This window comes from Microbacterium sp. NPDC090007 (assembly GCF_044748345.1).
Taxonomy (GTDB): Bacteria; Actinomycetota; Actinomycetes; order Actinomycetales; family Microbacteriaceae; genus Microbacterium.
On record NZ_JBIVFV010000001.1, the window covers coordinates 1,555,223 to 1,580,302 of the forward strand.

General features: G+C 71.2%; 22 protein-coding genes. 14 read left to right on the forward strand and 8 right to left on the reverse strand.

Features of this window, described 5'->3' with window-relative positions; genetic code table 11:
• Positions 1 to 133 precede the first annotated feature (133 nt).
• A complete protein-coding gene (locus ACIPVB_RS07260; protein ID WP_400367846.1) occupies positions 134 to 1,162 on the forward strand; it encodes a 6-phosphofructokinase in 1,029 nt (342 codons plus the stop codon).
• A 656-nt stretch (positions 1,163 to 1,818) separates the two neighbouring features.
• On the opposite strand, the gene ACIPVB_RS07265 is transcribed toward ACIPVB_RS07260, so the two are convergent.
• Positions 1,819 to 2,661 carry an endonuclease domain-containing protein gene (locus ACIPVB_RS07265; RefSeq protein ID WP_400367847.1) on the reverse strand — a complete coding sequence of 281 codons (843 nt, stop codon included), beginning with the start codon at positions 2,659 to 2,661 and terminating at the stop codon, positions 1,819 to 1,821.
• Between the two features lie 366 nt (positions 2,662 to 3,027).
• Positions 3,028 to 5,142 carry a S9 family peptidase gene (locus ACIPVB_RS07270; RefSeq protein WP_400367848.1) on the reverse strand — a complete coding sequence of 705 codons (2,115 nt, stop codon included), beginning with the start codon at positions 5,140 to 5,142 and terminating at the stop codon, positions 3,028 to 3,030.
• A gap of 112 nt (positions 5,143 to 5,254) precedes the next feature.
• Between ACIPVB_RS07270 and ACIPVB_RS07275 the strand changes: the two genes are divergently transcribed.
• Both ACIPVB_RS07275 and ACIPVB_RS07280 read left to right on the forward strand, forming a co-directional pair.
• Positions 5,255 to 6,166, forward strand: coding sequence for a phosphodiesterase (locus ACIPVB_RS07275; protein ID WP_400367849.1), 912 nt, complete (start codon positions 5,255 to 5,257; stop codon positions 6,164 to 6,166).
• 114 nt (positions 6,167 to 6,280) lie between these two features.
• Complete coding sequence (locus tag ACIPVB_RS07280) at positions 6,281 to 7,744, forward strand: aspartate ammonia-lyase (protein ID WP_400367850.1); 1,464 nt, start codon at positions 6,281 to 6,283, stop codon at positions 7,742 to 7,744.
• Between the two features lie 230 nt (positions 7,745 to 7,974).
• On the opposite strand, the gene ACIPVB_RS07285 is transcribed toward ACIPVB_RS07280, so the two are convergent.
• Entirely contained in the window at positions 7,975 to 8,841 is an 867-nt protein-coding gene (locus ACIPVB_RS07285; protein WP_400367851.1) for a fumarylacetoacetate hydrolase family protein, read from the reverse strand.
• Positions 8,842 to 8,922: 81 nt separating this feature from the next.
• Between ACIPVB_RS07285 and ACIPVB_RS07290 the strand changes: the two genes are divergently transcribed.
• From ACIPVB_RS07290 to ACIPVB_RS07300, 3 genes are all read left to right on the forward strand, one after another.
• On the forward strand, positions 8,923 to 10,083 hold the full coding sequence (locus ACIPVB_RS07290) for a PrsW family intramembrane metalloprotease (RefSeq protein ID WP_400367852.1): 1,161 nt from the start codon (positions 8,923 to 8,925) through the stop codon (positions 10,081 to 10,083).
• A gap of 277 nt (positions 10,084 to 10,360) precedes the next feature.
• Positions 10,361 to 10,726, forward strand: a complete 366-nt coding sequence (locus ACIPVB_RS07295; protein WP_183418087.1) for an FKBP-type peptidyl-prolyl cis-trans isomerase — start codon at positions 10,361 to 10,363, stop codon at positions 10,724 to 10,726.
• 146 nt (positions 10,727 to 10,872) lie between these two features.
• The gene (locus ACIPVB_RS07300; RefSeq protein ID WP_108317955.1) at positions 10,873 to 11,433 is read left to right on the forward strand and encodes a YceI family protein; all 561 of its coding nucleotides are present in this window, start codon (positions 10,873 to 10,875) and stop codon (positions 11,431 to 11,433) included.
• Between the two features lie 109 nt (positions 11,434 to 11,542).
• Here ACIPVB_RS07300 and ACIPVB_RS07305 read toward each other — a convergent pair whose 3' ends face one another.
• Together ACIPVB_RS07305 and ACIPVB_RS07310 are read right to left on the reverse strand one after the other, a co-directional pair.
• On the reverse strand, positions 11,543 to 12,463 hold the full coding sequence (locus tag ACIPVB_RS07305) for a DMT family transporter (protein WP_400367853.1): 921 nt from the start codon (positions 12,461 to 12,463) through the stop codon (positions 11,543 to 11,545).
• Between the two features lie 326 nt (positions 12,464 to 12,789).
• Positions 12,790 to 14,118 carry an MFS transporter gene (locus ACIPVB_RS07310; RefSeq protein WP_400367854.1) on the reverse strand — a complete coding sequence of 443 codons (1,329 nt, stop codon included), beginning with the start codon at positions 14,116 to 14,118 and terminating at the stop codon, positions 12,790 to 12,792.
• 163 nt (positions 14,119 to 14,281) lie between these two features.
• On the opposite strand from ACIPVB_RS07310, the gene rpsO reads away from it, so the two are divergent.
• Complete coding sequence (gene rpsO, locus ACIPVB_RS07315) at positions 14,282 to 14,551, forward strand: 30S ribosomal protein S15 (RefSeq protein WP_013583433.1); 270 nt, start codon at positions 14,282 to 14,284, stop codon at positions 14,549 to 14,551.
• A gap of 317 nt (positions 14,552 to 14,868) precedes the next feature.
• Here the strand turns inward: rpsO and ACIPVB_RS07320 are convergent, their stop codons facing one another.
• On the reverse strand, positions 14,869 to 15,885 hold the full coding sequence (locus ACIPVB_RS07320) for an isopenicillin N synthase family dioxygenase (RefSeq protein ID WP_400367855.1): 1,017 nt from the start codon (positions 15,883 to 15,885) through the stop codon (positions 14,869 to 14,871).
• A gap of 197 nt (positions 15,886 to 16,082) precedes the next feature.
• On the opposite strand from ACIPVB_RS07320, the gene efeU reads away from it, so the two are divergent.
• From efeU to ACIPVB_RS07350, 6 genes are all read left to right on the forward strand, one after another.
• Positions 16,083 to 17,018: an iron uptake transporter permease EfeU gene (efeU, locus tag ACIPVB_RS07325; protein ID WP_400367856.1), complete on the forward strand. Its 936-nt coding sequence runs from the start codon at positions 16,083 to 16,085 to the stop codon at positions 17,016 to 17,018.
• A gap of 63 nt (positions 17,019 to 17,081) precedes the next feature.
• Positions 17,082 to 18,311, forward strand: a complete 1,230-nt coding sequence (gene efeO, locus ACIPVB_RS07330) for an iron uptake system protein EfeO (protein WP_400367857.1) — start codon at positions 17,082 to 17,084, stop codon at positions 18,309 to 18,311.
• Positions 18,312 to 18,313: 2 nt separating this feature from the next.
• Positions 18,314 to 19,642, forward strand: a complete 1,329-nt coding sequence (efeB, locus tag ACIPVB_RS07335; RefSeq protein WP_400368206.1) for an iron uptake transporter deferrochelatase/peroxidase subunit — start codon at positions 18,314 to 18,316, stop codon at positions 19,640 to 19,642.
• Positions 19,643 to 19,886: 244 nt separating this feature from the next.
• Complete coding sequence (locus ACIPVB_RS07340) at positions 19,887 to 21,089, forward strand: LLM class flavin-dependent oxidoreductase (protein ID WP_400368208.1); 1,203 nt, start codon at positions 19,887 to 19,889, stop codon at positions 21,087 to 21,089.
• 1 nt (position 21,090) lies between these two features.
• Positions 21,091 to 21,735, forward strand: coding sequence for an FMN reductase (locus ACIPVB_RS07345; protein WP_400367858.1), 645 nt, complete (start codon positions 21,091 to 21,093; stop codon positions 21,733 to 21,735).
• A gap of 171 nt (positions 21,736 to 21,906) precedes the next feature.
• Positions 21,907 to 22,512 carry a class I SAM-dependent methyltransferase gene (locus ACIPVB_RS07350; RefSeq protein WP_400367859.1) on the forward strand — a complete coding sequence of 202 codons (606 nt, stop codon included), beginning with the start codon at positions 21,907 to 21,909 and terminating at the stop codon, positions 22,510 to 22,512.
• Between the two features lie 40 nt (positions 22,513 to 22,552).
• On the opposite strand, the gene ACIPVB_RS07355 is transcribed toward ACIPVB_RS07350, so the two are convergent.
• Entirely contained in the window at positions 22,553 to 23,335 is a 783-nt protein-coding gene (locus tag ACIPVB_RS07355; protein ID WP_400367860.1) for a DNA/RNA non-specific endonuclease, read from the reverse strand.
• A 46-nt stretch (positions 23,336 to 23,381) separates the two neighbouring features.
• On the opposite strand from ACIPVB_RS07355, the gene ACIPVB_RS07360 reads away from it, so the two are divergent.
• Positions 23,382 to 24,143 carry a fructosamine kinase family protein gene (locus ACIPVB_RS07360; protein ID WP_400367861.1) on the forward strand — a complete coding sequence of 254 codons (762 nt, stop codon included), beginning with the start codon at positions 23,382 to 23,384 and terminating at the stop codon, positions 24,141 to 24,143.
• 242 nt (positions 24,144 to 24,385) lie between these two features.
• Here ACIPVB_RS07360 and ACIPVB_RS07365 read toward each other — a convergent pair whose 3' ends face one another.
• Complete coding sequence (locus ACIPVB_RS07365; RefSeq protein ID WP_400367862.1) at positions 24,386 to 24,997, reverse strand: DedA family protein; 612 nt, start codon at positions 24,995 to 24,997, stop codon at positions 24,386 to 24,388.
• Positions 24,998 to 25,080 lie beyond the last annotated feature (83 nt).

The following is a 25,080-nucleotide window of genomic DNA, read 5'->3' on the forward strand; positions in this document are numbered from 1 at the left end:
GTGGCGCCGGGGGCACGGCATCCGTGTCGGTGCCCGTCACCGTGTCGCACCGTTCCCGCCCGCGGCGATAGGGTCGAAGACGGCAACGGCGCCGCCCCTTTCACCCGACATACAGCACACGAGGACTCTGCCCATGAAGATCGGCATCCTGACCAGCGGCGGCGACTGCCCCGGCCTGAACGCTGTCATCCGTGGCGTCGTGCTGAAGGGCACGACCAACTACGACATCGAGTTCGTCGGCATCCGCGACGGCTGGCGCGGGGTCGTCGACGGCGACTTCTTCCCGCTCACCCGTCACGAGGTGAAGGGTCTGTCCAAGGTCGGCGGCACGATCCTGGGCACCAGCCGCACCAACCCCTACGAGGGTGTTCGCGGCGGCGCCGAGAACATCTCGAAGACCCTGTACGGGCACCGCATCGACGGCATCCTCGCGATCGGTGGCGAGGGAACGCTCGCCGCCGCCGACCGCCTCTCGAACGACGGCATCAACGTGCTCGGGGTGCCCAAGACCATCGACAACGATCTGCGCGCCACGGATTACTCCTTCGGGTTCGACACGGCCGTCAACATCGCGACGGATGCCATGGACCGCCTCCGCACCACCGGCGATTCGCACCAGCGCTGCATGGTGGCCGAGGTCATGGGCCGCCACGTGGGGTGGATCGCGCTGCACGCGGGCATCGCCGCCGGCGCCCATGTCATCTGCATCCCCGAGGTGCCGATGTCGATCGACGAGATCGTCGAGCAGGTCACGCGGGCCCATGACCGCGGCCGCGCGCCCCTGGTCGTCGTTTCGGAGGGCTTCAAGCTCACGGGAATGGACGAGGCGTTCAGCGACAAGGGTCTCGACGCCTTCAATCGTCCGCGTCTGGGCGGAATCGGCGAGCAGCTCGCCCCCGAGATCGAGCGCCTGACCGGCATCGAGACGCGCGCCACCGTGCTGGGCCACATCCAGCGGGGCGGATCGCCGTCCGGCTTCGACCGCGTCCTCGCGACCCGCCTGGGTCTGCACGCCGCGGACGCGCTGAACGAGGGCGCGTGGGGTCAGATGGTCGCGATGCGCGGAACCGACATCGTGCGGGTGCCTTTCGCCGACGCACTGGGTGAGCTCAACAGCGTTCCGCTGTACCGCTACGAAGAGGCCGCTGCGCTCTTCGGCTGAGGCGCAGGTCGTCGACGCCCCGTCCCACCGCGCGTGGGGCGGGGCGTCGCGCGTCGCGGGTGGGCGCGGGGCGAGGTGGGCCGTGTGGAGCCGCGCCGTAGTCGGGGCCGGGCCGGCGCTGCGCGGGGTCCGCGCCCGGGCGGGCGCGCCACGAGAACAGGCCGACGTGACGAGAACAGGGCGAGCGAGACGCATTCGTCCTGTTCTGGTGACATCCCCTGTTCTGGTGGCTGGTGGCTGGTGGCTGGTGGCTGGTGGCGGGTGCCGGATGCCGAGTGGCAGGGGCCGGTGGCGGGTGCCGGTTGCCTGGCGGGTGCCGGGTGCCGAGTGGCAGGGGCCGGTGGCGGGTGCCGGATGCCGAGTGGCAGGGGCCGGTGGCGGGTGCCGGTTGCCTGGCGGGTGCCGGGTGCCGGGTGCCGAGCGGCAGGGGCCGGTGGCAGGTGTCGGATGCCGGTTGCCTGGCGGGTGGCGGGTGCCGGGTGGCGGGAGGTGACCGCGACGGCGGTGCGGCCCTGAGCGAGCCGGCTCTCGCGCGTCGACCGACCGTCACGAGAACAGGCGATGCGACGAGAACAGGGCGCCGCGGCCCACCGATGCCTGTTTCCGTGACATTCCCTGTTCTCGTGACGAAGACCGCACCCGGTCTCCGGCTCATTTCACCTGGTCGTGGCGAGGTGGCGCCCCTGCGCCATCGCGAGGCGCACGGTATCGATCACGTATTCCGGCTCGAACAGGATCTGCAGGTAGTCGAAGCGGAGCACCGTATAACCGCGCAGAACCAGACGGGCGTCTTGGCGGAGGTCACGACGTCGATCAGCCGGTGAGCTGTGGTGGGCGAAGCCGTCGATCTGGACAGCGAGCCGTTCTCCGATCACGGCATCCGGATGCCCGTCGATCCACACCTGCTGCCGCGGGCTGATGCCGATTCCCCGCATGAGCTCGCGGAAGTGGGTCTCGAGGCCCGAGTCGGAAAGGAACGTCGCGACACGGGCGAACCTCGAGGCGCGGGCCGATCGCCAGGCCACCGCCGCCAGGGTGTCGGCATCCACTTTCCTCGTTCGGAGTGCGGATTCCCAGACGGCGAGAGCGTCGACGGGGGAGAGGCAGCGGGCGACGTGGAACAGCACGTTGATCGTCGGCTCGAGGGGATCGGTGCGTGTCATGGGTACGGGTGCCGTGGCGCGGTGCAAGTGCATTCCCGCTCGATCGAGACGCGATGCCGAACCGGGGACCCACACGTGGTCGTCCTCGTGCGTCGGCGTCCACAGCCCGATAGTCCGGGCGGCGCTGACGCAGGTCGCCCGGCCGCCGACGGATGCCGCTCGCTTACGGCTCGAGGGGCAGTCCGGCGTGACGATCCACGACCGCCGGATGCGTTCGACTTGCTGCGCGGCCACGGCCGCCGCGATCACTCGGGGCCCGAAGCCTCCGGCAGCCGCGGTGGACGTGTGCGCGACGCCGCCGCGTTGCGTCAACCAATCGATGAGCGGTGTCGTCATCGCTCGAGAATGGCTCGACCGGGCCGCCCGCGGCGGCCGAAGCGCGACGAAGGGGGGATGACCCTGCGCATCCAGGGCCCGGGGAGGAACCGCGGACGAGACCCCGGCCGTCACGAGAACAGGGGATGCGACGACAACAGGGAGAATCAGGCCGATCCCGCCTGCTTTCGTGTCTTGTCCTGTTCTCGTCGCGGGCCGACCGGGCGGCACTCGTCGCGGGCCGGCCAGACGGCACTCGTCGCGGGCCGACCTGGCGGCACTCGTCGCGGGCCGGCCAGGCGGCACACGTCGCACCTCACAGGCCCATACCCCCCGCACCCCGAACGCCCCGCCGCGCGAAGCGACGGGGCGTCCGGGAGGCGCGGCTCAGTCGGTGAGGCCGAGCACGTCGAGCAGCCACGCCAGCTCGAACGCGCGTTCGCGCCACGCGTTGTACCGACCGCTCACGCCGCCGTGACCGGCGACCATCTCGCACTTGAGCATCGCGTCCGCGCCGACCTCGCGCAGCCGCGCGACCCACTTGGCGGGTTCGACGTAGAGCACGCGGGTGTCATTCAGCGAGGTGACGGCGAGGATGCGGGGGTACCGCTCGCCCTCGCGCACGTTCTCGTACGGCGAGTACGACTTCATGTAGGCGTACACGTCGGCGCCGTGCAGGGGGTCGCCCCACTCGTCCCATTCGATGACCGTCAGAGGGAGCGACGGGTCGAGGATGGTGGTGAGGGCGTCGACGAAGGGGACGTCGGCCAGGATGCCGGCGAACAGCTCGGGGGCGAGATTGGCCACCGCGCCCATCAGCAGACCGCCGGCGCTGCCGCCCTCGGCGACGATGCGATCGGGGGTCGTGTATCCGGCATCCACGAGGTGGCGGGCGGCGGCGACGAAGTCGGTGAACGTGTTGCGCTTGGCCAGCAGCTTGCCGTCCTCGTACCACTGCCGTCCCATCTCGCCGCCGCCGCGCACGTGCGCGACGGCGAAGACCACGCCGCGATCCAGCAGCGACAGGCGCGGCACCGAGAAGCCGGGCTCGATCGAGTGCTCGTACGAGCCGTAGCCGTACAGGTGCACCGGGCGGGGGGCGGTGCCGGGTTCGCCGAACGAGCGCTTCCACACCAGCGAGACCGGTACGCGGGTGCCGTCGTCGGCGATCGCCCACACGCGTTCCTGGCCGTAGTCGGCCGGGTCGAAGCCACCGAGGACGGGTTGGCGCTTGCGCAGCAGAAGTTCGCCGGTGTCGACCACGTAGTCGTAGACGGTGCCCGGGGTGACGAACGACCCGTATCCCAGCCGCAGCACGGGTGGCGCCCACTCGGGATTGCCGCTGGTGCCCACGCTGTAGAGCGGCTCGTCGAACGCGATCTCGTCGACCGTGCCGTCGTGGTACGTCAGCATGCCCAGACGCGCGAGCCCCTCGCGGCGGTATCCGACGACGCCCCAGTCGCGGAACGTGTCGACGCCGAGCAGGCGCTGGCCGGTGCGGTGCGCGATCACCGTCTCGCGGGGCCCCTGGGGGTCGGATGCCGAGACCCTCACGAGTTCGAAGTCGAGGGCGCCGTCGTTGTGCAGGATGTAGAGCACGTCCTCGCCGTCGACGACGGCGTGCGACGACGAATACTCCACCCCCTCGCGGCGGGGCCAGACCACACGGGGTTCGCCGCGCAGGTCGTCGGCGTCGAGCAGCCATTCCTCGCTCGTGATGGACGAGCCCATCTCGATCACGAGGTAGCGGTCGCTGCGCGTGAAGTCGGCTCCGATCCAGAACCGGTCGTCGGGCTCGTGGAAGAGTTTCACGTCGGCGTCGGTGGCGGTGCCGATCTCGTGCAGCCACACGGTGTCGGGACGCCAGGCGTCATCGACGGTGGTGTAGACGATCGAGCCTCCGTCGGGCGAGAAGGTCGCCCCCGAGAACGTGCCCTCGATGACGTCGGGGAGCGTCTCGCCGGTCGTGAGGTCCCGCACACGGACGGTGTAGCGCTCGTCGCCGGCGGTGTCGATGCCGTAGAGCATCCGGGTGCCGTCGTTCGAGATCTCGAAGCTGCCGAGCGAGAAGAACTCGCTGCCCTCCGCCTCGACGTTGCCGTCGAACAGCACCTGCTCTCCGGGGACCGGCCGGTCGGGCGAGAGGGTGGGCGGCGTCCAGTCGTCGGGGGAGTCCAGCGGTGCCCGGCACTGGATGCCGTACTGGTGGCCGGCGACCGTCCGGCCGTAGTACCACCAGTCGCCGCGACGCGCGGGAACGGACAGGTCGGTCTCGAGGGTGCGGCCCTTGATCTCGCCGAAGAGCGTGTCGCGCAGGCCCGCGAGGTGCGCCGTGCGCGCGGCGGTGTGGGCGTTCTCGGCCTCGAGGTGCGCCAGGACGTCGGGATCCTCTTTGGCGCGGAGCCACTCGTACGGGTCGTGGAACGTGTCGCCGTGATGCGTGCGGGCGACGGGGCGGCGTGCGGCGACGGGTGGGGTGGGCTGCGAGTCGAGGTCGGTCACCGTTCCACGCTAGTGCGCGTGCAGCGCGCGGGCGCGGAGGAGGGCGTGCCACGGCGACCGGGTGACACCGCCGCAGGGCCGCGGTGTCGGACCCCCCTCGTAGGCTGAGGTCATGGCATCCGTGCAGTTCGGTCAGCACGCCCCGGCGGCGCGCGTGATCCTCCACCTCAGCGACACGCACCTGCTCGCCGGCGATCGGCTGCTCGGCGACCGCTTCGACACCGCGGTGCACCTGCGGCGCACGCTCGACGCGGCCGAGGCGACCGGTGTGCGGCCGGATGCCGTGGTCTTCACCGGCGATCTGACCGACCTCGGCGAGCCCGAGGCCTACCGCGCCCTGCGCGATGCGGTCGAACCCTGGGCCGCCCGGCTGGGCGCCCCGGTGGTCTGGGTCGCCGGCAACCACGACGAGCGGCCCGCCCTGCGCGCGCATCTGCTCGACGCCCCCGCCACCGAGGAGCCCGTCACGAGCGTGCACGACCTCGGCGGGCTGCGCCTGATCGCGTTGGATTCGACGGTGCCCGGGTGGCACCACGGCGATCTCGACGCCGCTCAGCTCGCGTGGCTGCACGACGAACTCGCCCAGCCGGCGCCCCTGGGCACGATCCTCGCGCTGCATCATCCGCCGCTGCCCACGCACATCCCGTTCTTCGACATCCTCGAGCTGCGCGACCAGAAGGGACTCGCTGAAGCGATCGCCGGAAGCGATGTGCGGGCGATCCTCGCCGGGCACCTGCACTACTCCACCTCGGGCACGTTCGCGGGGGTGCCGGTCAGCGTCGCCGCGGCCTCGTGCTACACGATGGACCTCGCACGCCCCGCCGACGCGGTGAACGGGATGGACGCCGGCCGGTCGTTCCACCTCGTGCACATCTGGGACGACACCGTCACCCACGCGGTCGTCCCGGTCGTCGAGGCCGAGTCCTCGGGGGTCTTCACCCCCGAGTGGACGGCGCGCATGGCGGCCCTCAGCCCCGAGGCGCGACTCGAGGCATTCTCGCGCAAGCGGACGCCCGGGCAATAGACGCCGCGGACGGTGTCGATCGCCCGACAGGCCGCCGCGTCCAGCGGCCGCGCCGATCGCGGTGGTTAGGCTCGTGGCATCCCTGCTCGCCGTGACACCCACGAGGACTTCCACATGGCTTTGGACGCAATGACGCGCACCCGTACCGAGACCGACTCGCTCGGATCCCTCGAGATCCCCGCCGACGCCTACTGGGGCATCCACACCGCCCGGGCGCAGGAGAACTTCCCGATCGCCAAGCGCCCGATCTCGGTCTACCCCGACCTCGTGCGGGCCCTGGCGATGGTCAAGCAGGCCTCGGCACGCGCCAATCGCGAGATCGGCGTGCTGGACGAGCGCAAAGCCGACCTGATCGACCGCGCCGCGCAGCGAGTGATCGACGGGGAGTTCCACGACGAGTTCACCGTCGGCGTCATCCAGGGCGGCGCCGGCACGTCGACCAACATGAACGCGAACGAGGTCATCACCAACATCGCCCTCGAGATGGCGGGGCGCGAGAAGGGCGACTACGCCTTCCTCTCGCCGATCGACGACACCAACCGCAGCCAGTCCACGAACGATGTGTACCCGACGGCGATCAAGATCGGCCTGTCGCTCACCCTGCAGAGCCTGCTCGAAGAGCTCGCCCTGCTGCGGCAGTCGTTCCTGGCGAAGTCCGAGGAGTTCCACGACGTCCTCAAGGTCGGTCGCACCCAGCTGCAGGATGCCGTGCCCATGACGCTCGGGCAAGAGTTCCACGGCTTCGCGACCACCCTCGGCGAGGACTACAACCGCCTCACCGAGAACGCGTACCTGCTCTACGAGATCAACATGGGTGCGACGGCCATCGGCACGGGCATCACCGCGCACTCGGGTTACGCGGGGGCGGTGCTGCGCCACCTGCGCGGTATCACGGGTCTCGACCTCGAGACCGCGACCGATCTGGTGGAGTCCACGAGCGACACCGGGGCGTTCATGTCGTTCTCGTCGTCGCTCAAGCGCAACGCGGTCAAGCTGTCCAAGATCTGTAACGACCTGCGGCTGCTGTCGTCGGGCCCGCAGGCGGGTCTGGGCGAGATCAACCTGCCGGCGCGCCAGGCGGGGTCGAGCATCATGCCCGGCAAGGTCAATCCCGTCATCCCCGAGGTGGTCAATCAGGTCGCGTTCTCGGTTGTCGGCGCCGACATGACGGTGACCATGGCGGTCGAGGGCGGCCAGCTGCAGCTCAACGCCTTCGAGCCGGTCATCGCGCACTCGATCTACCAGTCGATCACGTGGATGCGCCAGGCGATGTGGACCCTGCGCGTCAACTGCGTCGACGGCATCACCGCCAACCGCGAGCGGCTGGGCGCGATGGTCGGATCGTCGGTCGGCGTGGTCACCGCGCTCACCCCCTTCATCGGGTACGCGGCCGCCGCCGCGCTGGCCAAGACCGCGCTGCTGACGCACCGCAACGTCGCCGACCTCGTCGTCGAGGCGGGCCTGATGTCGCGCGAAGAGGTCACCAAGCAGATCTCGCCCGCGCGTCTTTCGGGACTCCAGGCCGTGACCGCGGCCATCCCGATCGTGCGCTCGGCGGACAGCGTCGTCGAGGACTGACCCGTCCGCGCGCCCGCGTCGAGCCCCGGCCGCGCGCGCCCGCGTCGCGCGCGGTCGCGCCGCCCCCGCGGGACGCCGAGACTGCATCCCCCTGACGATTCGGCGTCAGAATGTCGCCGAGTTGTCAGCCGGATGCAGTCTCGCGGTGCTGCCGCGCCGCGCGTCGCGGCACCCACCGGCCCGGCGTCGGCCGACCGCCGCGGGCCCGCGAACGGGGACGGGATGCCGTGTCAGTCGAGGATGCGGCAGTGCGTCGTGAGTTCGCCGATGCCGTCGATGCCCACCGTGACGGTGGAGCGGTCGCGGAGGAAGATCTGCGGGTCGCGCGAGTATCCGGCGCCGCCCGGGCTGCCCGTGGAGATGAGGGTCCCCGGCAGCAGCGTCACCGATTCCGACAGCTTGTGGATGAGCGTCGCGACCGAGCGCACCATCTGGCCGGTGCTGGCATCCTGCACGGTGTGTCCGTCGACCACGGTCCAGATGTGCAGGTCCTGAGGATCGGGGATCTCGTCCGCCGTGACCACGAACGGACCGGTGGGGGTGAAGCCGTCGAACGACTTGCAGCGCGACCACTGCGCTTCCGAGAACTGGATGTTGCGCGCCGTGATGTCGTTGACGACGGTGTATCCCCAGACGTGGTCGAGCGCGTCGGACTCGGCGATGTCGCGGCCCGGCCGGCCGATGATGACGCCGAGCTCGGCTTCGTAGTCGACCGCCTCGCTGAGTGCCCGCGGCCATGACGTGGTCGCCCCGTGTGCGGTGAGGGAGTTCGGCCACAGCACGAAGACCGTGGGACCGGCGTCCGTCTTGAGCCCCAGCTCGCCCGAGTGCGCCGCGTAGTTCAGCCCGACGGCGAGGATGGACGGGGGAGCGAGGACCGCCGAGGCGAAGCGGATGCCCGAGAGGGGATGCCGCGCAGCCCCGCCGACCGCGTCGCGAACCCGCGCGAGGGCCTGGTCGCCGCCGGCGATGAGCTGCTCGAGGGTGGCGGGAGCGCCGTCGAACAACTCGTCGACGAAGCAGAACTCCTCGCCGTGGACGCTGACGAGACGAGGGGCTTCCGCCCCTTCCTGAGACCGGACGTGGGCGAAACGCATGGTTCCACGCTACCGGCCCGGCCCCGCGCACGAACCCGCAACCCTCGACGACGAAGAGAACGTCGCCCCTAGGCTGACCGCATGAGCTCCCCGTCGCCGCTCTCGCGGCCCGGTTCGGTCGAACCCTCGCGCATCTCCACCGCTCCGCAGGCCGCGGTCTCGGCCGCTCCTCCCCGGTCGCGTCGCGGAGGCGTCGCCCTCTGGGTGGTGGCGGTGCTCCTCGTCCCGTTGCTGGCCCTGCTGGTGCGGTATTTCACCGGTTTCCTCGGGACGGCCGCCACCTTCCTGGGCCTGGTGCTCGCGGTGATCCCCTTCGTGATCGTGTGGTTCGCGGTTCGCTACATCGACCGGTGGGAGCCCGAGCCGCGGCGATTGCTGGTGTTGGCCGTGGCGTGGGGGGCGATCGCCTCGGTCGTGATCGCCTTGGCCGTCGACCTCATCGTCACCCTCGTGGCCGGGCGACTGCCGGACGCGTTCAGCGCCGTCGTCCAGGCGCCGATCGTCGAAGAGATCGCCAAAGGCCTCGGCGTGCTGCTCATCTTCGCGTTCGCCCGTCGCGCGTTCGACGGGCCGGTCGACGGCATCGTTTACGGGGCGCTCATCGGCGCGGGCTTCGCTCTGACCGAGAACGTGCAGTACTTCGCGATCAGCTACCTCGAGGGCGGCCCGGCGCAGGTGGCGAGCACGTTCTTCCTGCGGGCGATCCTGTCGCCGTTCGCGCACGTGATGTTCACCTGTCTCACGGGCTTCGCGTTCGGACTGGCCGCGCGGCGGGGTCTGGGAGTCGGCGCCGCCCTGCGCTACGGCGTCCCCGGCCTGATGGGCGCCATCCTGCTGCACGCGCTCTGGAACGGCTCCGCCACGTTCGCGGACTTCTTCGAGGTGTACGCGGCCCTGCAGGTGCCCCTGTTCGTGCTGTTCGTGCTCGGCATCCTCGCCCTGCGGCGGGAGGAGACGCGGCTCACCCGCGCTCGACTGGGGGAGTACGCGGCGGCGGGGTGGTTCACCCCGCAGGAGGTCGAGATGCTGGCGACGTCGGCCGGACGACGGTCGGCCCTGGCGTGGGCCCGCACTCTTCCGGGCGACCGTACCGCGGTGATGAGGGGATTCATCACGGATGTCACGGCCCTCGCCGCCGCGCGGCAGCGCACGCTGTCGGGGCGCGACCCGTACGCGCCGACGACCGAGCGCTACCTGTTGGAGCGCACCACGGCGACGCGAGCGGCGCTGCTGTCGCGATGACGCGCGCGGGGCGCGACAGCCCCACCGGACGCCGGAACCGCATGAGGATGACGAGACCGCGCGCGTGTCGTCGCTCCGGCATGCGGTTCCGGCGGTCGCGTGCGGTGTCGGCGACCGTGTGCCGCACACCGGGGTCTTGACACCGGCACGCGGCGGGAGGACCATCGTCGTAGGCCAACTCAGCGCCCGGGAGACACGCAGGCATCGCCGCGGCACCGGGCGCTGAGTCTTTGTCCAGGGGACGGCGGCATCGGCATCGACGTGCTTGGATGGATCCATGACTGATCGCACCAAGCCGGAGTTCGACGCTCCCAGCGGCCCCGCCCCCTCCGACCTCGTCGTCCGCGACATCATCGTGGGCGACGGCGACGAGGCCAAGCCCGGCGACACCGTCACGGTCCACTACGCCGGAGTCGAGTACGAGTCCGGCGAGGAGTTCGACTCCTCGTGGGGCCGGGGTGAGAGCATCCAGTTCCCGCTGCGCGGCCTGATCCAGGGATGGCAGGACGGCATCCCGGGTATGAAGGTCGGCGGTCGCCGCGAACTCGTGATCCCGCCGCACCTGGCGTACGGTCCTGCCGGCGGGCACTTCCTGGGCGGCAAGACGCTCATCTTCATCATCGACCTGCTCAAGGTCGGCTGACCCGTTCGCCATGGAACGTTCACGAACCCGAGGGGCTCAGGCACCCTCGGGTTCGTCTTTTTCCGCGAGCGTGGAATACATTCGTGTGAATGGGAGTTTCCTTCCCGCAGGACGCCGAAACGGCTCCCCAGACCTCTAGGAGTGACATGACCGACGCAACCGCCCTCGACATCCCCGGCTACAAGACCGGCACCTGGGTCCTCGATCCCGCCCACAGCGAGGTCACCTTCTCGGTGCGCCACATGATGATCTCGAAGGTGCGCGGCACCTTCGGTGTCAAGAGCGCCACGATCGTCGCCCCCGAGAACCCGCTCGAGGCCACCGTCGAGGCATCCGTCGACGTCACCTCGGTCGACACCAAGGACGAGGGTCGCGACCAGCACCTGCGCTCGGCCGAGTTCTTCGACGCCGAGACCTACCCGACGCTCGACTTCCGCTCCACGGGCGTGCGTCTCGAGGACGGCGACTTCCTCGTCGACGGCGACCTCACGATCCGCGGCATCACCAAGCCCGCCACCTTCTCGCTCGACTTCGGCGGCTTCGGCACCGACCCGTGGGGCAACTACAAGGCCGGCGCGACCGCCAAGACGGTCGTCAACCGCGAAGACTTCGGCCTCACCTGGAACGCCGCTCTCGAGACCGGTGGCGTGCTCGTCGGCAAGGACGTCACGATCGAGCTCGATCTGCAGCTCTCGCTCCAGGCCTGACGCGTCGGCGGCCCGTGCCGCGACGCTCGACCTCAGGACGACCCCGGGTGCTCAGCATCCGGGGTCGTCGTGCGTTCTCGCGCGCGGCGCGGGGTCGACTCCGCACGGGTCAGGCGGCGGGCGTGCGGCGCCCGATCCGCAGGCGCTGCTGCACGAGCAGGATGCCCAGGAACACCACCGCGGCGCCGACGGGCTCGTTCCAGCTGATGCTCTCGCCGAGCACCAGGATGCCGAGCCCCACCCCGACGACCGGGGTGATGTAGGTCACGGTCGAGGCGCGGGTGGGGCCCCACGCGCGCAGGGTGTTCTGGTTCCACACGTAGGCGACACCCGTGCCGAGGACCCCCAGCGCGACGATGCTGGCCACGACCGGCAGATCGAGGCGCATCGGTTCGGCGAGGATGAGGGGGGACAGCGCGACCATGATCCCCGCGGCCGGCGCGATGTAGCCGAACGCGAAGGCGATCCCCGTCAGACCGCTGTCGCCGAGGAACCGCCGCATGTAGGCGAGGCTGAAGCCGTAGCAGGCGGTCGCCGCGAGAAGGGCGAGTTGCGCCACGGTGCTGTCGCCGACCTCGGTGACCGCTCCGGGGGCGATGATGATCGCCACCCCCACGATCCCGACGGCGATCCCCACGAGCTGACCCGGACGCAGGCTCTCGACCCGGAACGCCGCCCACGCCATGATCGCCGTCATGATCGGGGTGGTGGCGTTGAAGATGCTCGCCAGCCCCGACGACACGTGCTGCTCGGCCCACGCGAACAGCAGGAACGGGATGACGCAGAAGGTCACTCCGAGGACCAGAAGGTGCCCCCACGTGCGGCGACCGCGCGGGAGCCGTTCGCGCCGGATCAGCATGATCGCGCTCAGCGCGAGGGCGCCGAACAGCAGGCGCCCGCCGGCGACCTGCGCCGGGGTCAGGCCGGTGAGCGCGACCGCGATGAACAGGAAGCTCGACCCCCAGACGATCCCCGTGAGCACGAACTGCACGGCGATCGACGCGGGGGAGGGCGAGGGAGTGGATGCCACGATCCCGACGATACGGCGCACCGGAGTCTGCGGCGGGGTCGGTGGGATGCGACGTCCGGAATCCGCCGACGTTCGGCAGGGCGGCGATGCGCCCCGGTCGCCCGGCCGCGCTGGGCATCGTCGCGTTCGAGCGTTGCGTGGTTGCGTGGTCGCGTGGTCGCGTGGTCGCGTTGCGCCGTCGCGTTCGAGCGTTACGGCGTTACGGCGTCACGTGATCGCGTCAGCGCGTTGCTCCGTCGCCTTCGAGCGTTACGGCGTTACGGCGTCGCGGCGTCACGTGGTCGCGTCAGCGCGTTGCGCCGTCGCGTTCGAGTGCGTCGTCGCGATCAGGGGCGTGGATCGAGGGCGTCGTACGCGCGGAATCGCGGTGTCAGGCGCGCGAGCGTCCCGACGAGGGCGAGGATGACCAGGCCGCCCAGCAGCGGCGGAACCCACAGCGCGGCGACTGTCGCGAGCGTGCCCGCGTAGAGGGCCCCGACGCGGGGGCCGCCCGCCACCACCACGATGAAGATGCCCTGCAGTCGGCCGCGCATGGCATCCGGGACCGCCGCCTGCATCATCGTGGAGCGGTAGATGGCGCTGACGTTGTCGGCGGCACCCGAGACCGCCAGCGCCGCGGCGGCCAGGACGATCAGCGCGACGGCCGGGGTGCTCTCGCCGGTGTCGGCCGGGCGCAGCCATCCGAGCGTGGCGGCGAGCAACACCAGGCCGAACGCGCCCACGGCCACGGCATAGGCCTGGATCGCACGGACGATGCCGAGGCCCTGTCGCCGCACGCGTCCGATCGGGCCGGAGAACAGGCTCGACACGAACGCGCCGGCGGCCACCGCGGCGGTCAACACGCCGGTCGTGATCGCGCCGCCGCCCAGCAGTACCGCACCGATCGCGGGGAAGAGCGCCACGGGCTGCCCGAACGTCATGGCGATGACGTCGAGCACGTACTGCAGGCGGATGTTGGGGGCGCGGCGGAGGAAGCGGACGCCGTCGCGGAAGGACTCCAGACCGGGCCGGACGATGTCTCCCTGCGGCCGGAGGCGCGGCAGCGACCACAACCCCAGAAAGAGCGAGGTCATCAGCAGGACGTCCAGGGAATACGTCCACGCGTAGCCGGCTACGGCGACCAGCACTCCGGCCAGGGCCGGACCCGCCATGACCATGATCCCCACCGTGACCCCCTGCAGGGCCGCGGCCGCCGGCAGCAGGTCGCGGGGCAGCAACCGCGGGGTGATCGCCGACTTCGTGGCCATGACGATGGAGTTCGCGGCGGAGTTGACCACGCTGAGGACGAAGAGCCACGCCACCGTCTCGAGGCCCGACCAGGCCAGGATCGCGAGCAGCGCCGTGGAGGTGAAGGTGATCACCGCGGCCACGAGCGCGACGGTGCGCCGATCGAACGCGTCCGCGAGCATGCCGCCGTACAGGCCCGCCGCCACCATGGGTAGGAGCCCCGCGACGGCGATCATCGACACCGCGAAGGTGCTCTGCGTCAGCTCGAACACGTGCAGCATCACCGCGACGATCGTCAGCTGGCCGCCGAGTCCGGCGAGGGTCGAGCCGACCCACAGGCGCGCGAAGGCGGGAGAAGTGGTGAGGGGGCGGACGTCGATGAGCGCGGCGCGCGCACGCGAGGTCGTCACGGGGTCGCTCGATTGCACGGGTCGAGGCTACGCCGGACCGCCGACACCGGGCGCGGCGGCGGTTCGTGCCCGGTGTCGAGGACTGGTAGACTCATGCGGTTGCCGTTCGATCGGCCGCGGATAAAGAGAGCCCACGTATCAGGCGTCGGGCGCCGCGCAACGAAGAGAGAGGGGATCACCTATGGCACTGGAAGCAGACGTCAAGAAGGCGATCATCGAAGAGTACGCGACGCACCCCGGTGACACCGGATCCCCCGAGGTGCAGGTCGCGATGATGACGCAGCGCATCAAGGACCTCACCGAGCACCTCAAGATCCACAAGCACGACCACCACTCGCGCCGTGGACTCTTCCTGCTCGTCGGTCAGCGCCGTCGCCTGCTGGGTTACCTGCAGGATGTCGACATCAACCGTTACCGCTCGCTCATCGAGCGTCTCGGTCTGCGTCGCTAATCGCACCAGCGTTCAATCGCGCAAAACATTCTTGGAAGGCCGCCCCACGGTGTGGGGCGGCCTTCGTCATTCGTGGATGCCGTCCCCTCGCTCCTCGCGCCGCGGCCCGCCCCCGTCCGGTCGTCCGCGCCGGCCGCCGGCACGACCGATAAACGGCGATCCTGTCCAGACACGGCGCGTCGCCGCGTGTCTGGGCAGGATCGCCGTTTATCGCGGGAACGACCGAGCGGGGACGACCGAGCGGGGACGACCGCGCGGGGACGACCGCGCGGGGACGACCGCGCGGGAACGACCGCGCGGGGACGACCGCGCGGGGATCAGGAGCCGGCGCGCGCGGCCAGCAGGTCGGGGTGCCAGCGCTCCGCGACGTCGGGGTGCGCGCGCAGGCGGGACTTGAGCGCGTTCTCGCCGTACGTCGCGTGGATCGGGTTCGACGGGTCCTGAGAGACGCCACGGGCCTCGGCCGCCAGCTCGGCGGGCAGCTCGATGATCGGCAGGCGGGCGTCCAGGGCCGGGTTGAAGAAGAACGGCACCGAGATGCGCTCGTCGGGGAACCGCGGCGAGATGACACGGTGGTTCGTGGCCGTGAGGTAGCCCTGGGTGGCGTACTCGAGCAGTTCTCCGATGTTCACCACGAAAGCCCCGGAGACCGGGGGAGCGTCGACCCATGCGCCGTCGCGCTCGACCTGCAGGCCGCCCTTGCCGGGCTCGACCCACAGCAGGGTGAGGACGCCCGAGTCCTTGTGGGCGCCCACCCCTTGCTGCGGGGTCGGGTCGTCCGTGCCGGGATAGCGGACGATCTTGATGAGGGTCTGGGGGTCGCCGAAATGGCGGTCGAAGTACTGCTCTTCGGCGCCGAGCGACAGCGCCCAGGCGCGCAGCAGCTTGCGGGCGATTCCCGTCAGGTGGTCGTGCCACTGCGCAACGACCTCCCGGAGTTCGGGCTGAGCTGCGGGCCATAGGTTCGGACCGATCAGACGGTTGTATCCCGGGCCCTCGCGATCGTCGATCGCGTCGCGCTCGGGGCCGATGTCGATCTGCTCGCGCCAGTCGATGCGTCCCTGCGTGCGCTCGCCGCCGACGCGGGTGTACCCGCGGAAGTGCGGGCTCGTCACGTTCTCGATGTCGAGCTTGTCGGCCTCGGGGAGGGCGAAGAAGTCCTTCGCGGCCCTCAACAGGTTCGCCTCGAGCTCGGCGCTGACGCCGGTCCCGGTCAGGTAGAAGAATCCGACGTCGTGCGTCGCGGCGCGCAGCTCGTCGCGGAAGCGGGCGGCGGCGTCCGGGCCCTGGTCGAGGAGCGAGAGGTCGAGGACGGGAAGACTGAGGTCCGGCATGCGTCGAGGCTAGATCGCCCCGCTCGACGGCGCCCGAATGTTGCCGACGGTTACCGCGACGTCGGTTCGGTTTCTGAATCGGCACAAAGGTGCGCGCGGCCGCGCGATTGCGTAATCTGTCCTGGTCAGGTGAGGCTGCCCTTACTTGGCCCGCAGCGCTGCGGCATCCTCCGTCGATCCGAAAGTCGGTCACCCGCGTGCTCGCCACCTTCCTCATCGGCCTCCGTGAAGGCCTCGAAGCTGCCCTCGTCGTCGGCATCCTCGTCGCCTACCTCACGCGCCTGGGCCGCCGTGACGCCCTGCCCCGGCTCTGGCTGGGGGTCGGACTGGCCGTCGCGCTCGCCCTCGCGATCGGCGCCGTGTTCACCTTCGGCGCCTACATGCTGACGTTCGAGGCGCAGGAGCTGCTCGGCGGCGGTCTCTCGCTGCTCGCCGTGGTGATGGTCACCGGCATGATCTTCTGGATGCAGCGCGCCGGCCGCACGCTGAGAGCCGGCCTCGAAGGCGGCGTCGACAGGGCGCTCCGCGGGGGCGTGTGGGCGCTCGTCGCGATCGGCTTCGTGTCGGTCGCACGCGAAGGCGTCGAGACGACGCTGCTGTTGTGGTCGATGGTGCAGTCGTTCGGCGACGCCCCGCTCGCCCTGCTCGGCGCCCTGCTCGGCCTCGCCGCGGCCGTCGTGCTGGGCTGGGTGATCGCCCGCGGGATGATCCGCCTCGACCTCTCGCGCTTCTTCACCTGGACCGGCGGGTTCCTCGTCGTGGTCGCGGCGGGGGTGCTCGCCTACGCCGTGCATGATCTGCAGGAGGCCGGCGCGCTGCCCGGCCCCTTCGGGGCGGGAGCCCCGGTGGACCCGACGACGGGTCTCGTCGCCATCGGCGCGGCGGGCTTCCCCTTCGGGTGGGCGTTCGACGTCTCGGGCGTGATCGCCCCCGGCGGGCCGGTCGCCGCGCTGTTGCAGGCGACGGTCGGGTTCATGCCGCAGATGACCTGGCTCCAGGTGCTGGCGTGGATCGCCTACGTCGCGGTCGTCGTGCCCCTCTTCGTGCGGGGCATCCGCGCCAACCGCCGTCCGGGTCGGGCTGCGCACACCGCGTCCGCCCCGGCCTCCGATCAGGTGACCGCCACCCCATAGACCCCCCGACGCCGCTCGCGTCTCCGACGCCGCGGCATCCACCCCTCTTCCGAACGGAGCACCATGAACTCGACTCGCCTCCTCGCGGCCACGGCGGTGGCCGGAGCGGCCGCCCTCGTCCTGTCCGGTTGCGTCGCGAAATCCGACGCGACCGCCGACGGCGCCCTGTCGGTGACCTCCACCGACGACGGGTGCGCGGTGTCGTCGGCGACCGCGTCCAGCGGTACCGTCGCGTTCGACGTCAGCAACCAGAGCGATCAGGTCACGGAGTTCTACCTGTTGGCATCCGACGGTCTGCGCATCGTGGGCGAGGTCGAGAACATCGCCCCCGGCGCCTCGCGGAACCTCACGGTCGTCGCGCAGCCCGGTGAGTACTTCACGCTGTGCAAGCCCGGCATGATCGGCGACGGCGTGGGCCGAGCGAGCTTCTCGGTGACCGGGGACGCGGTCGCCGTCACCGGAGCGGATGCCGAGCGGAAGCAGGAGGCCGTCGACCTCTATGCCGCGTTCGTCAAGGATCAGGTGGGCCAGCTCGTCCCCGCGGTGCAGGCCTTCGCCGCCGCCTACGAAGCGGGCGACGACACCGCGGCGCGCGAGCAGTTCCCGCGCGTGCGCGCGTTCTACGAGCGCATCGAGCCGATCGCCGAGGCGCTGGGAGACCTCGACCCGCGCATCGACTACCGCGAAGTGGATGCCGTGGCCGAGGGGCTGGAGTGGACCGGGTTCCACCGCATCGAAAAAGACCTGTGGGTCCCCGCGCAGGACGCGCTCAACGTCGACGGCGAGACCCCCGCGTGGAAGGACTGGGCTCCCTCGACGACCGCCGAGCGCGCGACTTACGGCGACAGGCTGATCGCCGACACACAGGAGCTGTACGACTACGCGCACTCGGACGAGTTCACCCGGACGCTCGACGCGCAGGGCGTCGCAGGTATCTCCAACGGTGCCATCGCCCTGCTGGACGAGGTGGCCACCGGCAAGATCAGCGGTGAAGAGGACTGGTGGTCCAAGACCGACCTCTACGACTTCGCCGCCAATGTCGAGGGCTCCAAGATGGCGTTCTCGCTCGTGCGCGACTTCGCCGCGTCCAAGGGGGACACGGGCGCGTCGCTGGTCAGCCGGATCGACGCCGGGTACGCCGATCTCGAGGCGGCGCTCGCCGCGCACGGATCCGCCGACGCGGGCTTCGTCCCCTATCCGCAGCTCACCGAAGCCGACAAGCGTCAGCTGACCGACCTCATCAACGCCCTCGCCGAGCCGCTCTCGCAGCTCACGGTGACGATCCTGGAGTGAGCATGACCGACGATCAGCAGTCTCGCGAGGCCGTCGCCCCGGCCACCCGCGCGTCGCCCCCGGAGGACGGGACGGATGCCACGGGCCTGTCCCGCCGCGGGCTGTTCGGCCTCGCGCTCGGCGCCGGGGCCACCGGCCTCGTCGTCGGCGGCGGGGCGGGTCTGGCCGGTGGGGCCGCGTACGCGACCGCGCAGGCCCAGGCGGCGACGAACGCCGCGGCCCCGGGCGACGGCATCCATCAGCCCGGCATCACGACCCCGGTACAGGACCACCTGCATTTCGCCGCGTACGACATGATGGCGCGGACCACGCGCGCGGATCTCGCCGAGCTCCTGTCGGACTGGACCTACGCCGCCGCCCGCATGATGCAGGGTCTCGAGGTCAGCGCGACGGGAGCCGTGGGCGGGTCGCCCGAGGCGCCGCCCGACGACACGGGCGAGGCGCTCGGGCTGCCGGCCGGCAACCTGACCATCACGTTCGGGTTCGGGCCGTCGCTGTTCGACGAGCGGTTCGGGCTGGAGTCGCAACGACCGGCGGGCCTGGAGCGTCTGCCCGCATTCGTCGGCGACGACCTCGACCCGCTGCGCTCCGACGGCGACCTGTGCATCCAGGCCTGCGCGGACGATCCGCAGGTGGCCGTGCACGCGATCCGCAACCTCAGTCGCATCGCGTTCGGCCGGGCGACGATCCGGTGGTCGCAGCTCGGCTTCGGCCGGACGTCCAAGACCACGGCCGCGCAGGCCACGCCGCGCAACCTCTTCGGGTACAAGGACGGCACGGCGAACATCCTCGCCGACGACACCGCTGCCCTCGACGATCACGTATGGGTTTCGGCATCCGAGGGCCCGTCGTGGCTCGCGGGCGGGTCGTACCTCGTCGCGCGGCGCATCGCGATGCTGATCGAGACCTGGGATCGCACGCGATTGGCGGAGCAGGACCGCGTCGTCGGGCGCGACAAGGCGAACGGCGCGCCGCTGTCGGGCGGCGACGAGTTCACCGCGCCCGACTTCACGGCCACGGGGGCCGCGGGTGAGCCCTCGATCGACGCGCGCAGTCACGTGCGGCTGGCCCACCCCGATCTCAACGGCGGCGTCCGTCTGCTGCGCCGCGGGTACAACTTCGTCGACGGCACGACCGACCTCGGCCGGTTGAACGCCGGACTGTTCTTCCTGTCGTTCCAGCGCAGTCCCGACCGGTACATCACGGTGCAGCGGTCCCTGGCGACGGATGCCATGGGCGAATACCTGCGCCACGTCGGCTCGGGGCTGTGGGCGGTGCCGCCGGCGCCGGCGGCGGGGACCTCGATCGGGGCGGGGCTCATGGGCGCCTGACGCCCTCCGGCGTCCGCGCGTGCCTGCCCGCGTCGGCGCGTGCCCCCGGCATCCGGCGATAAACGCTCTCCGTGTCGAGAAACGCGGTCTCGTCGCGTTTCTCGACACGGAGAGCGTTTATCGGCAGTTTCGAGCGGATGCCAGCGGTCCGGGAATAGATCCCACGGCCCGGCGTTCTCCCATGTATATTCAGATGCATACAAACAGGAGGCGCATCGTGAACGAGACGAGCAACTGGCCCGGGATGCAGTTCGGTGTCATGACGGTGAGCGACATCACCCAGGACCCGACAACGGGCAGGACGCCGAGCGAAGCCCAGCGCATCAAGGACACGCTCACGATCGCGAAGCACACGGAAGAGGTCGGTCTCGACGTCTTCGCCCTGGGCGAGCACCACAACCCGCCGTTCTGGTCGTCGTCGCCGACCACGACGCTCGCGTACATCGCGGCCCAGACCGAGCGCCTGATCCTCACCACCTCGACGACCCTCATCACCACGAACGACCCGGTGAAGATCGCCGAGGACTTCGCGATGCTGCAGCACGTGTCCGGTGGTCGCGCCGACCTCATGCTCGGCCGCGGGAACACCGGCCCGGTGTACCCCTGGTTCGGCAAGGACATCCGTCAGGGCCTGCCGCTCACGATCGAGAACTACGACCTGCTGCATCGGCTGTGGCGCGAGGACGTCGTGGACTGGGAGGGGAAATTCCGCTCGCCCCTGCAGGGCTTCACCTCGACCCCGCGTCCGCTGGACGGCGTGCCGCCCTTCGTGTGGCACGGCTCGATCCGCACCCCAGAGATCGCCGAGCAGGCCGCCTACTACGGCAACGGGTTCTTCGCCAACAACATCTTCTGGCCGAAGGAGCACTACCAGCGCCTGATCACGCTGTACCGGGAGCGCTTTGCCCACTACGGTCACGGCACGCCCCAGCAGGCGATCGTCGGTCTGGGTGGACAGGTGTTCCTGCGCGCCAACTCGCAGGACGCCGTGCGGGAGTTCCGCCCCTACTTCGACAACGCCCCCGTCTACGGGCACGGCCCGAGCCTCGAGGACTTCAGCGAGATGACCCCGCTGACCGTCGGCTCGCCGCAGCAGATCATCGACCGTTACGCCGCGATGCGCGACACGTTCGGCGACTACCAGCGACAGCTGTTCCTCATCGATCACGCCGGTCTTCCCACCAAGACGGTCCTCGAGCAGCTCGACATCCTCGGCGGCGAGGTCGTGCCGGTGCTGCGCAAGGAGCTGCAGAAGAACCGTCCGGCCGACGTGCCCGACGCGCCCACGCACCGCAACCTCGTCGAGAAGATCTACGCCGGCGCGGCCCCCCGCGAGGCCGTCCCGGCCGCGAACCGCGGCGACAACCTCACCGCGGGAAGCCCGTACCAGGATGCCGTGAGGACCGGCAGCGCCTTCGGTGCGGCCGCGTCCAAGGTGGGTGCCTGAGATGGCCTCCCGTCGCATCGCGGTCGTCACCGCGGGCCTGTCGACGCCCTCGTCGACGCGGATGCTCGGCGACCGCCTCTCTCACGCCGTCCTGACCGAGCTGCGCGACCGCGGTATCGACGCGACCGCCGACGTGTTCGAGCTGCGGGACTACGCCCACGACCTGACCGACAACCTGCTCACCGGGTTCGCGCCGCCCGCGCTCGAGCAGATGATCAACACGGTGGTCTCGGCCGACGGCATCATCGCGGTGACGCCCATCTTCTCGACGAGTTACTCGGGCCTGTTCAAGTCGTTCATCGACGTGCTGGACCCGCAGGCGCTCACGGGCACGCCGGTGCTGATCGGCGCGAACGCCGGGACCGCTCGGCACTCCCTCGCGATCGACTACGCGATCCGTCCGCTGTTCACCTACCTGCACGCCGACCCCGTGCCGACCGGCGTCTTCGCGGCATCCGGTGACTGGGGGTCGAACGCCGATGAGGTCGCGCCGCTCGGCGCCCGCGTGGACCGGGGTGCCCGCGAGCTCGCCGACGCGGTCGCCGCCCGCGAGCCCGTCCGTGACGCCGACCCCTTCGACCCCGCGTCCTACCTCGGCGAGGGCCGCTCTTTCGGTCACCTGCTGGGGGGTCTGTCGGGCGAGTGACGTCGTGACGAGGCCCCGCCGTCCCCGCGCCGGCGGGGCTTTCGCGTGGACGTGCGCGAGCACTGCTCGGCAGTTCGGGCCGGAGGTGCGCGCATCGCGGAGGTCGTGCGCGTCGTGATCGCGCATCGGCGGACGCCCCGCTCTAAGGTGGGGCCAGCAGAAGGGGTTCGAATGGATGCTGCGCAGTGGGACGAGCGCTACCGCGCCTCCGCCGGGGGAGTGTGGGCTACGCAGCCGCCCGCGGTCGTACGCGAGATCGCCGCCGACCTGACGGGCGGGACCGCGATCGATGTCGCGACGGGCGACGGACGGACCGCCCTCTGGCTCGCCGCGCGCGGATGGAGCTGCACGGGAGTCGACTTCTCGGCCGCGGGTCTCGCGCTCGCCGCGGCACGTCCCGGCGGCGACGCGGTCGACTGGGTCGAGGCGGACGTCCTGTCATGGGAGCCCGCGACGCCGGTGGATCTGGTCGTGTCGTGCTACCTGCACCTCCCCGACAGTGCGGCGGCGATCGCGCGGATCGCGGGGTGGGTCGCGCCCGGCGGGACGCTCGTCGTGCTCGGCCACGACGTCGACAACATCGCCGCCGGAGGCCACGGTCCGCGCGACCCGGCGATCCTGTACACCCCCGAGCTGCTGCGGGGCGCGCTCGACGAGCGGTTCGACGTCCTCCGGTGCGAGCGCGTCATCCGCACCAGCGACGACGCCGAGCTGCGGGACGGCCATTCCGCCGCCGCTGCCGTCGACACCGTGCTGCACGCCGCGCGCCGGAGCTGACGACGACGAGCGGGCCGCGCGGGGCGGTGCCCCCGGTATGTCACAACACGATGTCGTCGATGCGCTCCAGCTCGCGCGGCGCGACCGGCCGCAGCCCCCGGCGCACGAAGGTGTCGGCCTCGGCCAGCGGCCCGACATCGATGCCCGCCCCGGCCGCGATGTCGACGATCGGCACCTGGAACGTGCGGAACGCACCGAGCGGCGGCACGACGAGCCCCTGCCGCGTGTCGACGAGCGCGCTCTGATCGAGCACGAAGCCGGCCGCGCCCAACGCCTCGCCCTGCCGCCAGGCGGCAATTTTCCAGAAGCGCAGGGGGACGCGGATGCCGCGGTACGGCGGGTCGTCCCCGTCGAGCACGGGAGCAGTGAACACCGCGACGCGCTGGTCGGTCGTTTCGGCGTAGGCGAGGACGTGGTCCTCGAGCCCGAGCCACAGCTCTTTCGACTGATTGAAGCCGGCCGCCTGCGGCGCGGCGTTGGTGTAGAAGAAGGTCGCTTCGGTGGCATCCCGCGCCTCGGAGGTCGTGCCCCACCCGGGATCGCGCCGACGCACGAGGTGCCCGCGATCGAGGTCGTTGCGGCTGTAGACCTCGGGGCCGGCCTGCGCGTCGGCCGGGACGCGCGGGTCGAGCCGCCACTCGCCGGTGCGCGGGAGATCGCGCAGCGTCGCCCCGTCGATCACCACGGCCGTGACGGCGGCGAGTCGACGGTCCTCGTCGAGAAGGACCGAGAACCGCGGGTAGTCCAGTCGCGTGGTCGGACGCGCGGGGGAGGGGAGAGGCAGGGGGATGCCGAGGAAGTCGGGGTCGTAGCCGTCACTCATGCCCCCATCGTGCCAACCGCCTCCGACATCGCGACAGACTGGGGCGATGGAACAGCACGTGAAGACCCGACGCGACGCCCCCGCCGGCTTCTTCGCCGTGGAGGCGGCCGGACTCCGGTGGCTCGCGGACGCCGGCGGCGCCTCGACCGTCCACGTGCTCGACGTCGGCGACGACCGCATCGTGCTCGAACGCCTCGTCGAGGTCGCTCCCACGGCCGCTGCCGCGACCGCCTTCGGCGCGGCGCTCGCCGCGACCCACGCCGCCGGGGCCGCTGCCTTCGGGTCGCCGCCACCCGGGTGCGAGGGCGGGATCTTCATCGGTCGGCGCCCGCAGCCCGCCGAGCCGACGCCGACCTGGGGGGCCTTCTACGCCGCCCAGCGCGTCGAGCCGTTCGTTCCGGTCGCGGTGGCGGCCGGCAATCTGTCGGCATCCGGAGCCGAGGCCGTCCGCCGCGCGTGCGCCCTGATCGCCGAGGGAGCCTTCGACGACGACGAGCCGCCCGCGCGCCTGCACGGCGACCTCTGGGCCGGGAACGTGCTGTGGTCGGGGGAGGGGGTGGTTCTCATCGACCCGGCGGCGCACGGGGGGCACCGCGAGACAGACCTGGCGATGCTCGCGTTGTTCGGCTGCCCGTTCCTCGACGACGTCCTCACCGCGTACGACCGGGCGCTGCCGCTCCGCTCGGGGTGGCGGGAGCGCGTGCCCCTGCATCAGCTGCATCCGCTCGCGGTGCACGCCGCGGGCCACGGCCCCTCGTACGGCCGAGCACTGGTCGACGCCGCCGAGCGGACGCTCGGACTCCTCTGACGCGGCGGGGTTCGGCATCCCGGATGCCGCAGAGCCGCGCCGCTGTCGGAGAATCCGCGCCGAATCCTTCGAGGTTCGCGACGAGCTCGGGCGCTCGCCCGACCGCGAGCACCCGTCAGGGCCCGCCTCGCCCGCGCCCAGCCTCATCCCGGCCCGGCGCCCAGCCCCATACCCCGCCTCCGGCCCCCTGCCCCGGCCCAGCACCCAGCGATCAGCCCCGGTCCGCCCGTCCCGGCCCCGGCTCAGCCCCGCGCCGCCGCGCGCCGCTTCGCGCGACGGGCGAGCACCAGGTCGATGCCCACACCGATCCCGACCGCGACGACGATCGACACCACGACCGCCACCACCGGGCCGCCCGGCACCAGGGCCGCGACGACGGCACCGATCACGGCCTGGTACATCGCCCACGCGAGCGCCGCGATCGCAGCGACGCCGAGATAGCGCGCCGCACCCACCCGTGACGCGCCCGCCGCGAGGTTCACCGCGAGACGCGCGAACGGCACGAACCGCGCCGTGAAGAGCACCACGGCGGCGTTGCGCTCCAATCGCAGCCGCGCCCATTCGAGGGCCGCGCGCACGCGGGGGCCGCGCATCCAGCGCCATCGCTCGAGCCCCACCCGGCGTCCCACCAGGTAGCAGCACAGGTCACCGGCGAAGGCGGCCGCCCCTGCGACGACGATGACGGATGCCAACGGCACGGCGCCGTGGGCCACCGCCAGCGCGCCGAACGCGGTCACCGCCGCCTCGCCCGGAACGACGACGAGGAACGCGTCGGCGAACACCACCGCGGCCATGACGGCCAGCGCCCAGGGACTCGCGGCGGCCGCCGCGAGCCACGCGTCGACACCGTCCATGACGTCACTCTCCGCCGTGGATCGAGACGCCCCGCCGACCGGCCGGTGACGACCGACGGAGCATCGGGTGAACATCGCGAACG

Bases quoted from the DNA above. Each gene is read 5' to 3' on its own strand.
- ACIPVB_RS07300 (WP_108317955.1), top strand. From the start codon at position 10,873: ATGACCGACGCAACCGCCCTCGACATCCCCGGCTACAAGACCGGCACC.
- ACIPVB_RS07295 (WP_183418087.1), top strand. From the start codon at position 10,361: ATGACTGATCGCACCAAGCCGGAGTTCGACGCTCCCAGCGGCCCCGCC.
- ACIPVB_RS07350 (WP_400367859.1), top strand. From the start codon at position 21,907: ATGGATGCTGCGCAGTGGGACGAGCGCTACCGCGCCTCCGCCGGGGGA.
- ACIPVB_RS07290 (WP_400367852.1), top strand. From the start codon at position 8,923: ATGAGCTCCCCGTCGCCGCTCTCGCGGCCCGGTTCGGTCGAACCCTCG.
- ACIPVB_RS07360 (WP_400367861.1), top strand. From the start codon at position 23,382: ATGGAACAGCACGTGAAGACCCGACGCGACGCCCCCGCCGGCTTCTTC.
- ACIPVB_RS07275 (WP_400367849.1), top strand. From the start codon at position 5,255: ATGGCATCCGTGCAGTTCGGTCAGCACGCCCCGGCGGCGCGCGTGATC.
- ACIPVB_RS07345 (WP_400367858.1), top strand. From the start codon at position 21,091: ATGGCCTCCCGTCGCATCGCGGTCGTCACCGCGGGCCTGTCGACGCCC.
- ACIPVB_RS07280 (WP_400367850.1), top strand. From the start codon at position 6,281: ATGGCTTTGGACGCAATGACGCGCACCCGTACCGAGACCGACTCGCTC.
- ACIPVB_RS07355 (WP_400367860.1), bottom strand. From the start codon at position 23,335: ATGAGTGACGGCTACGACCCCGACTTCCTCGGCATCCCCCTGCCTCTC.
- efeO (WP_400367857.1), top strand. From the start codon at position 17,082: ATGAACTCGACTCGCCTCCTCGCGGCCACGGCGGTGGCCGGAGCGGCC.
- efeB (WP_400368206.1), top strand. From the start codon at position 18,314: ATGACCGACGATCAGCAGTCTCGCGAGGCCGTCGCCCCGGCCACCCGC.
- rpsO (WP_013583433.1), top strand. From the start codon at position 14,282: ATGGCACTGGAAGCAGACGTCAAGAAGGCGATCATCGAAGAGTACGCG.
- ACIPVB_RS07340 (WP_400368208.1), top strand. From the start codon at position 19,887: ATGCAGTTCGGTGTCATGACGGTGAGCGACATCACCCAGGACCCGACA.
- ACIPVB_RS07265 (WP_400367847.1), bottom strand. From the start codon at position 2,661: ATGACGACACCGCTCATCGATTGGTTGACGCAACGCGGCGGCGTCGCG.
- ACIPVB_RS07365 (WP_400367862.1), bottom strand. From the start codon at position 24,997: ATGGACGGTGTCGACGCGTGGCTCGCGGCGGCCGCCGCGAGTCCCTGG.
- ACIPVB_RS07260 (WP_400367846.1), top strand. From the start codon at position 134: ATGAAGATCGGCATCCTGACCAGCGGCGGCGACTGCCCCGGCCTGAAC.
- ACIPVB_RS07285 (WP_400367851.1), bottom strand. From the start codon at position 8,841: ATGCGTTTCGCCCACGTCCGGTCTCAGGAAGGGGCGGAAGCCCCTCGT.
- ACIPVB_RS07320 (WP_400367855.1), bottom strand. From the start codon at position 15,885: ATGCCGGACCTCAGTCTTCCCGTCCTCGACCTCTCGCTCCTCGACCAG.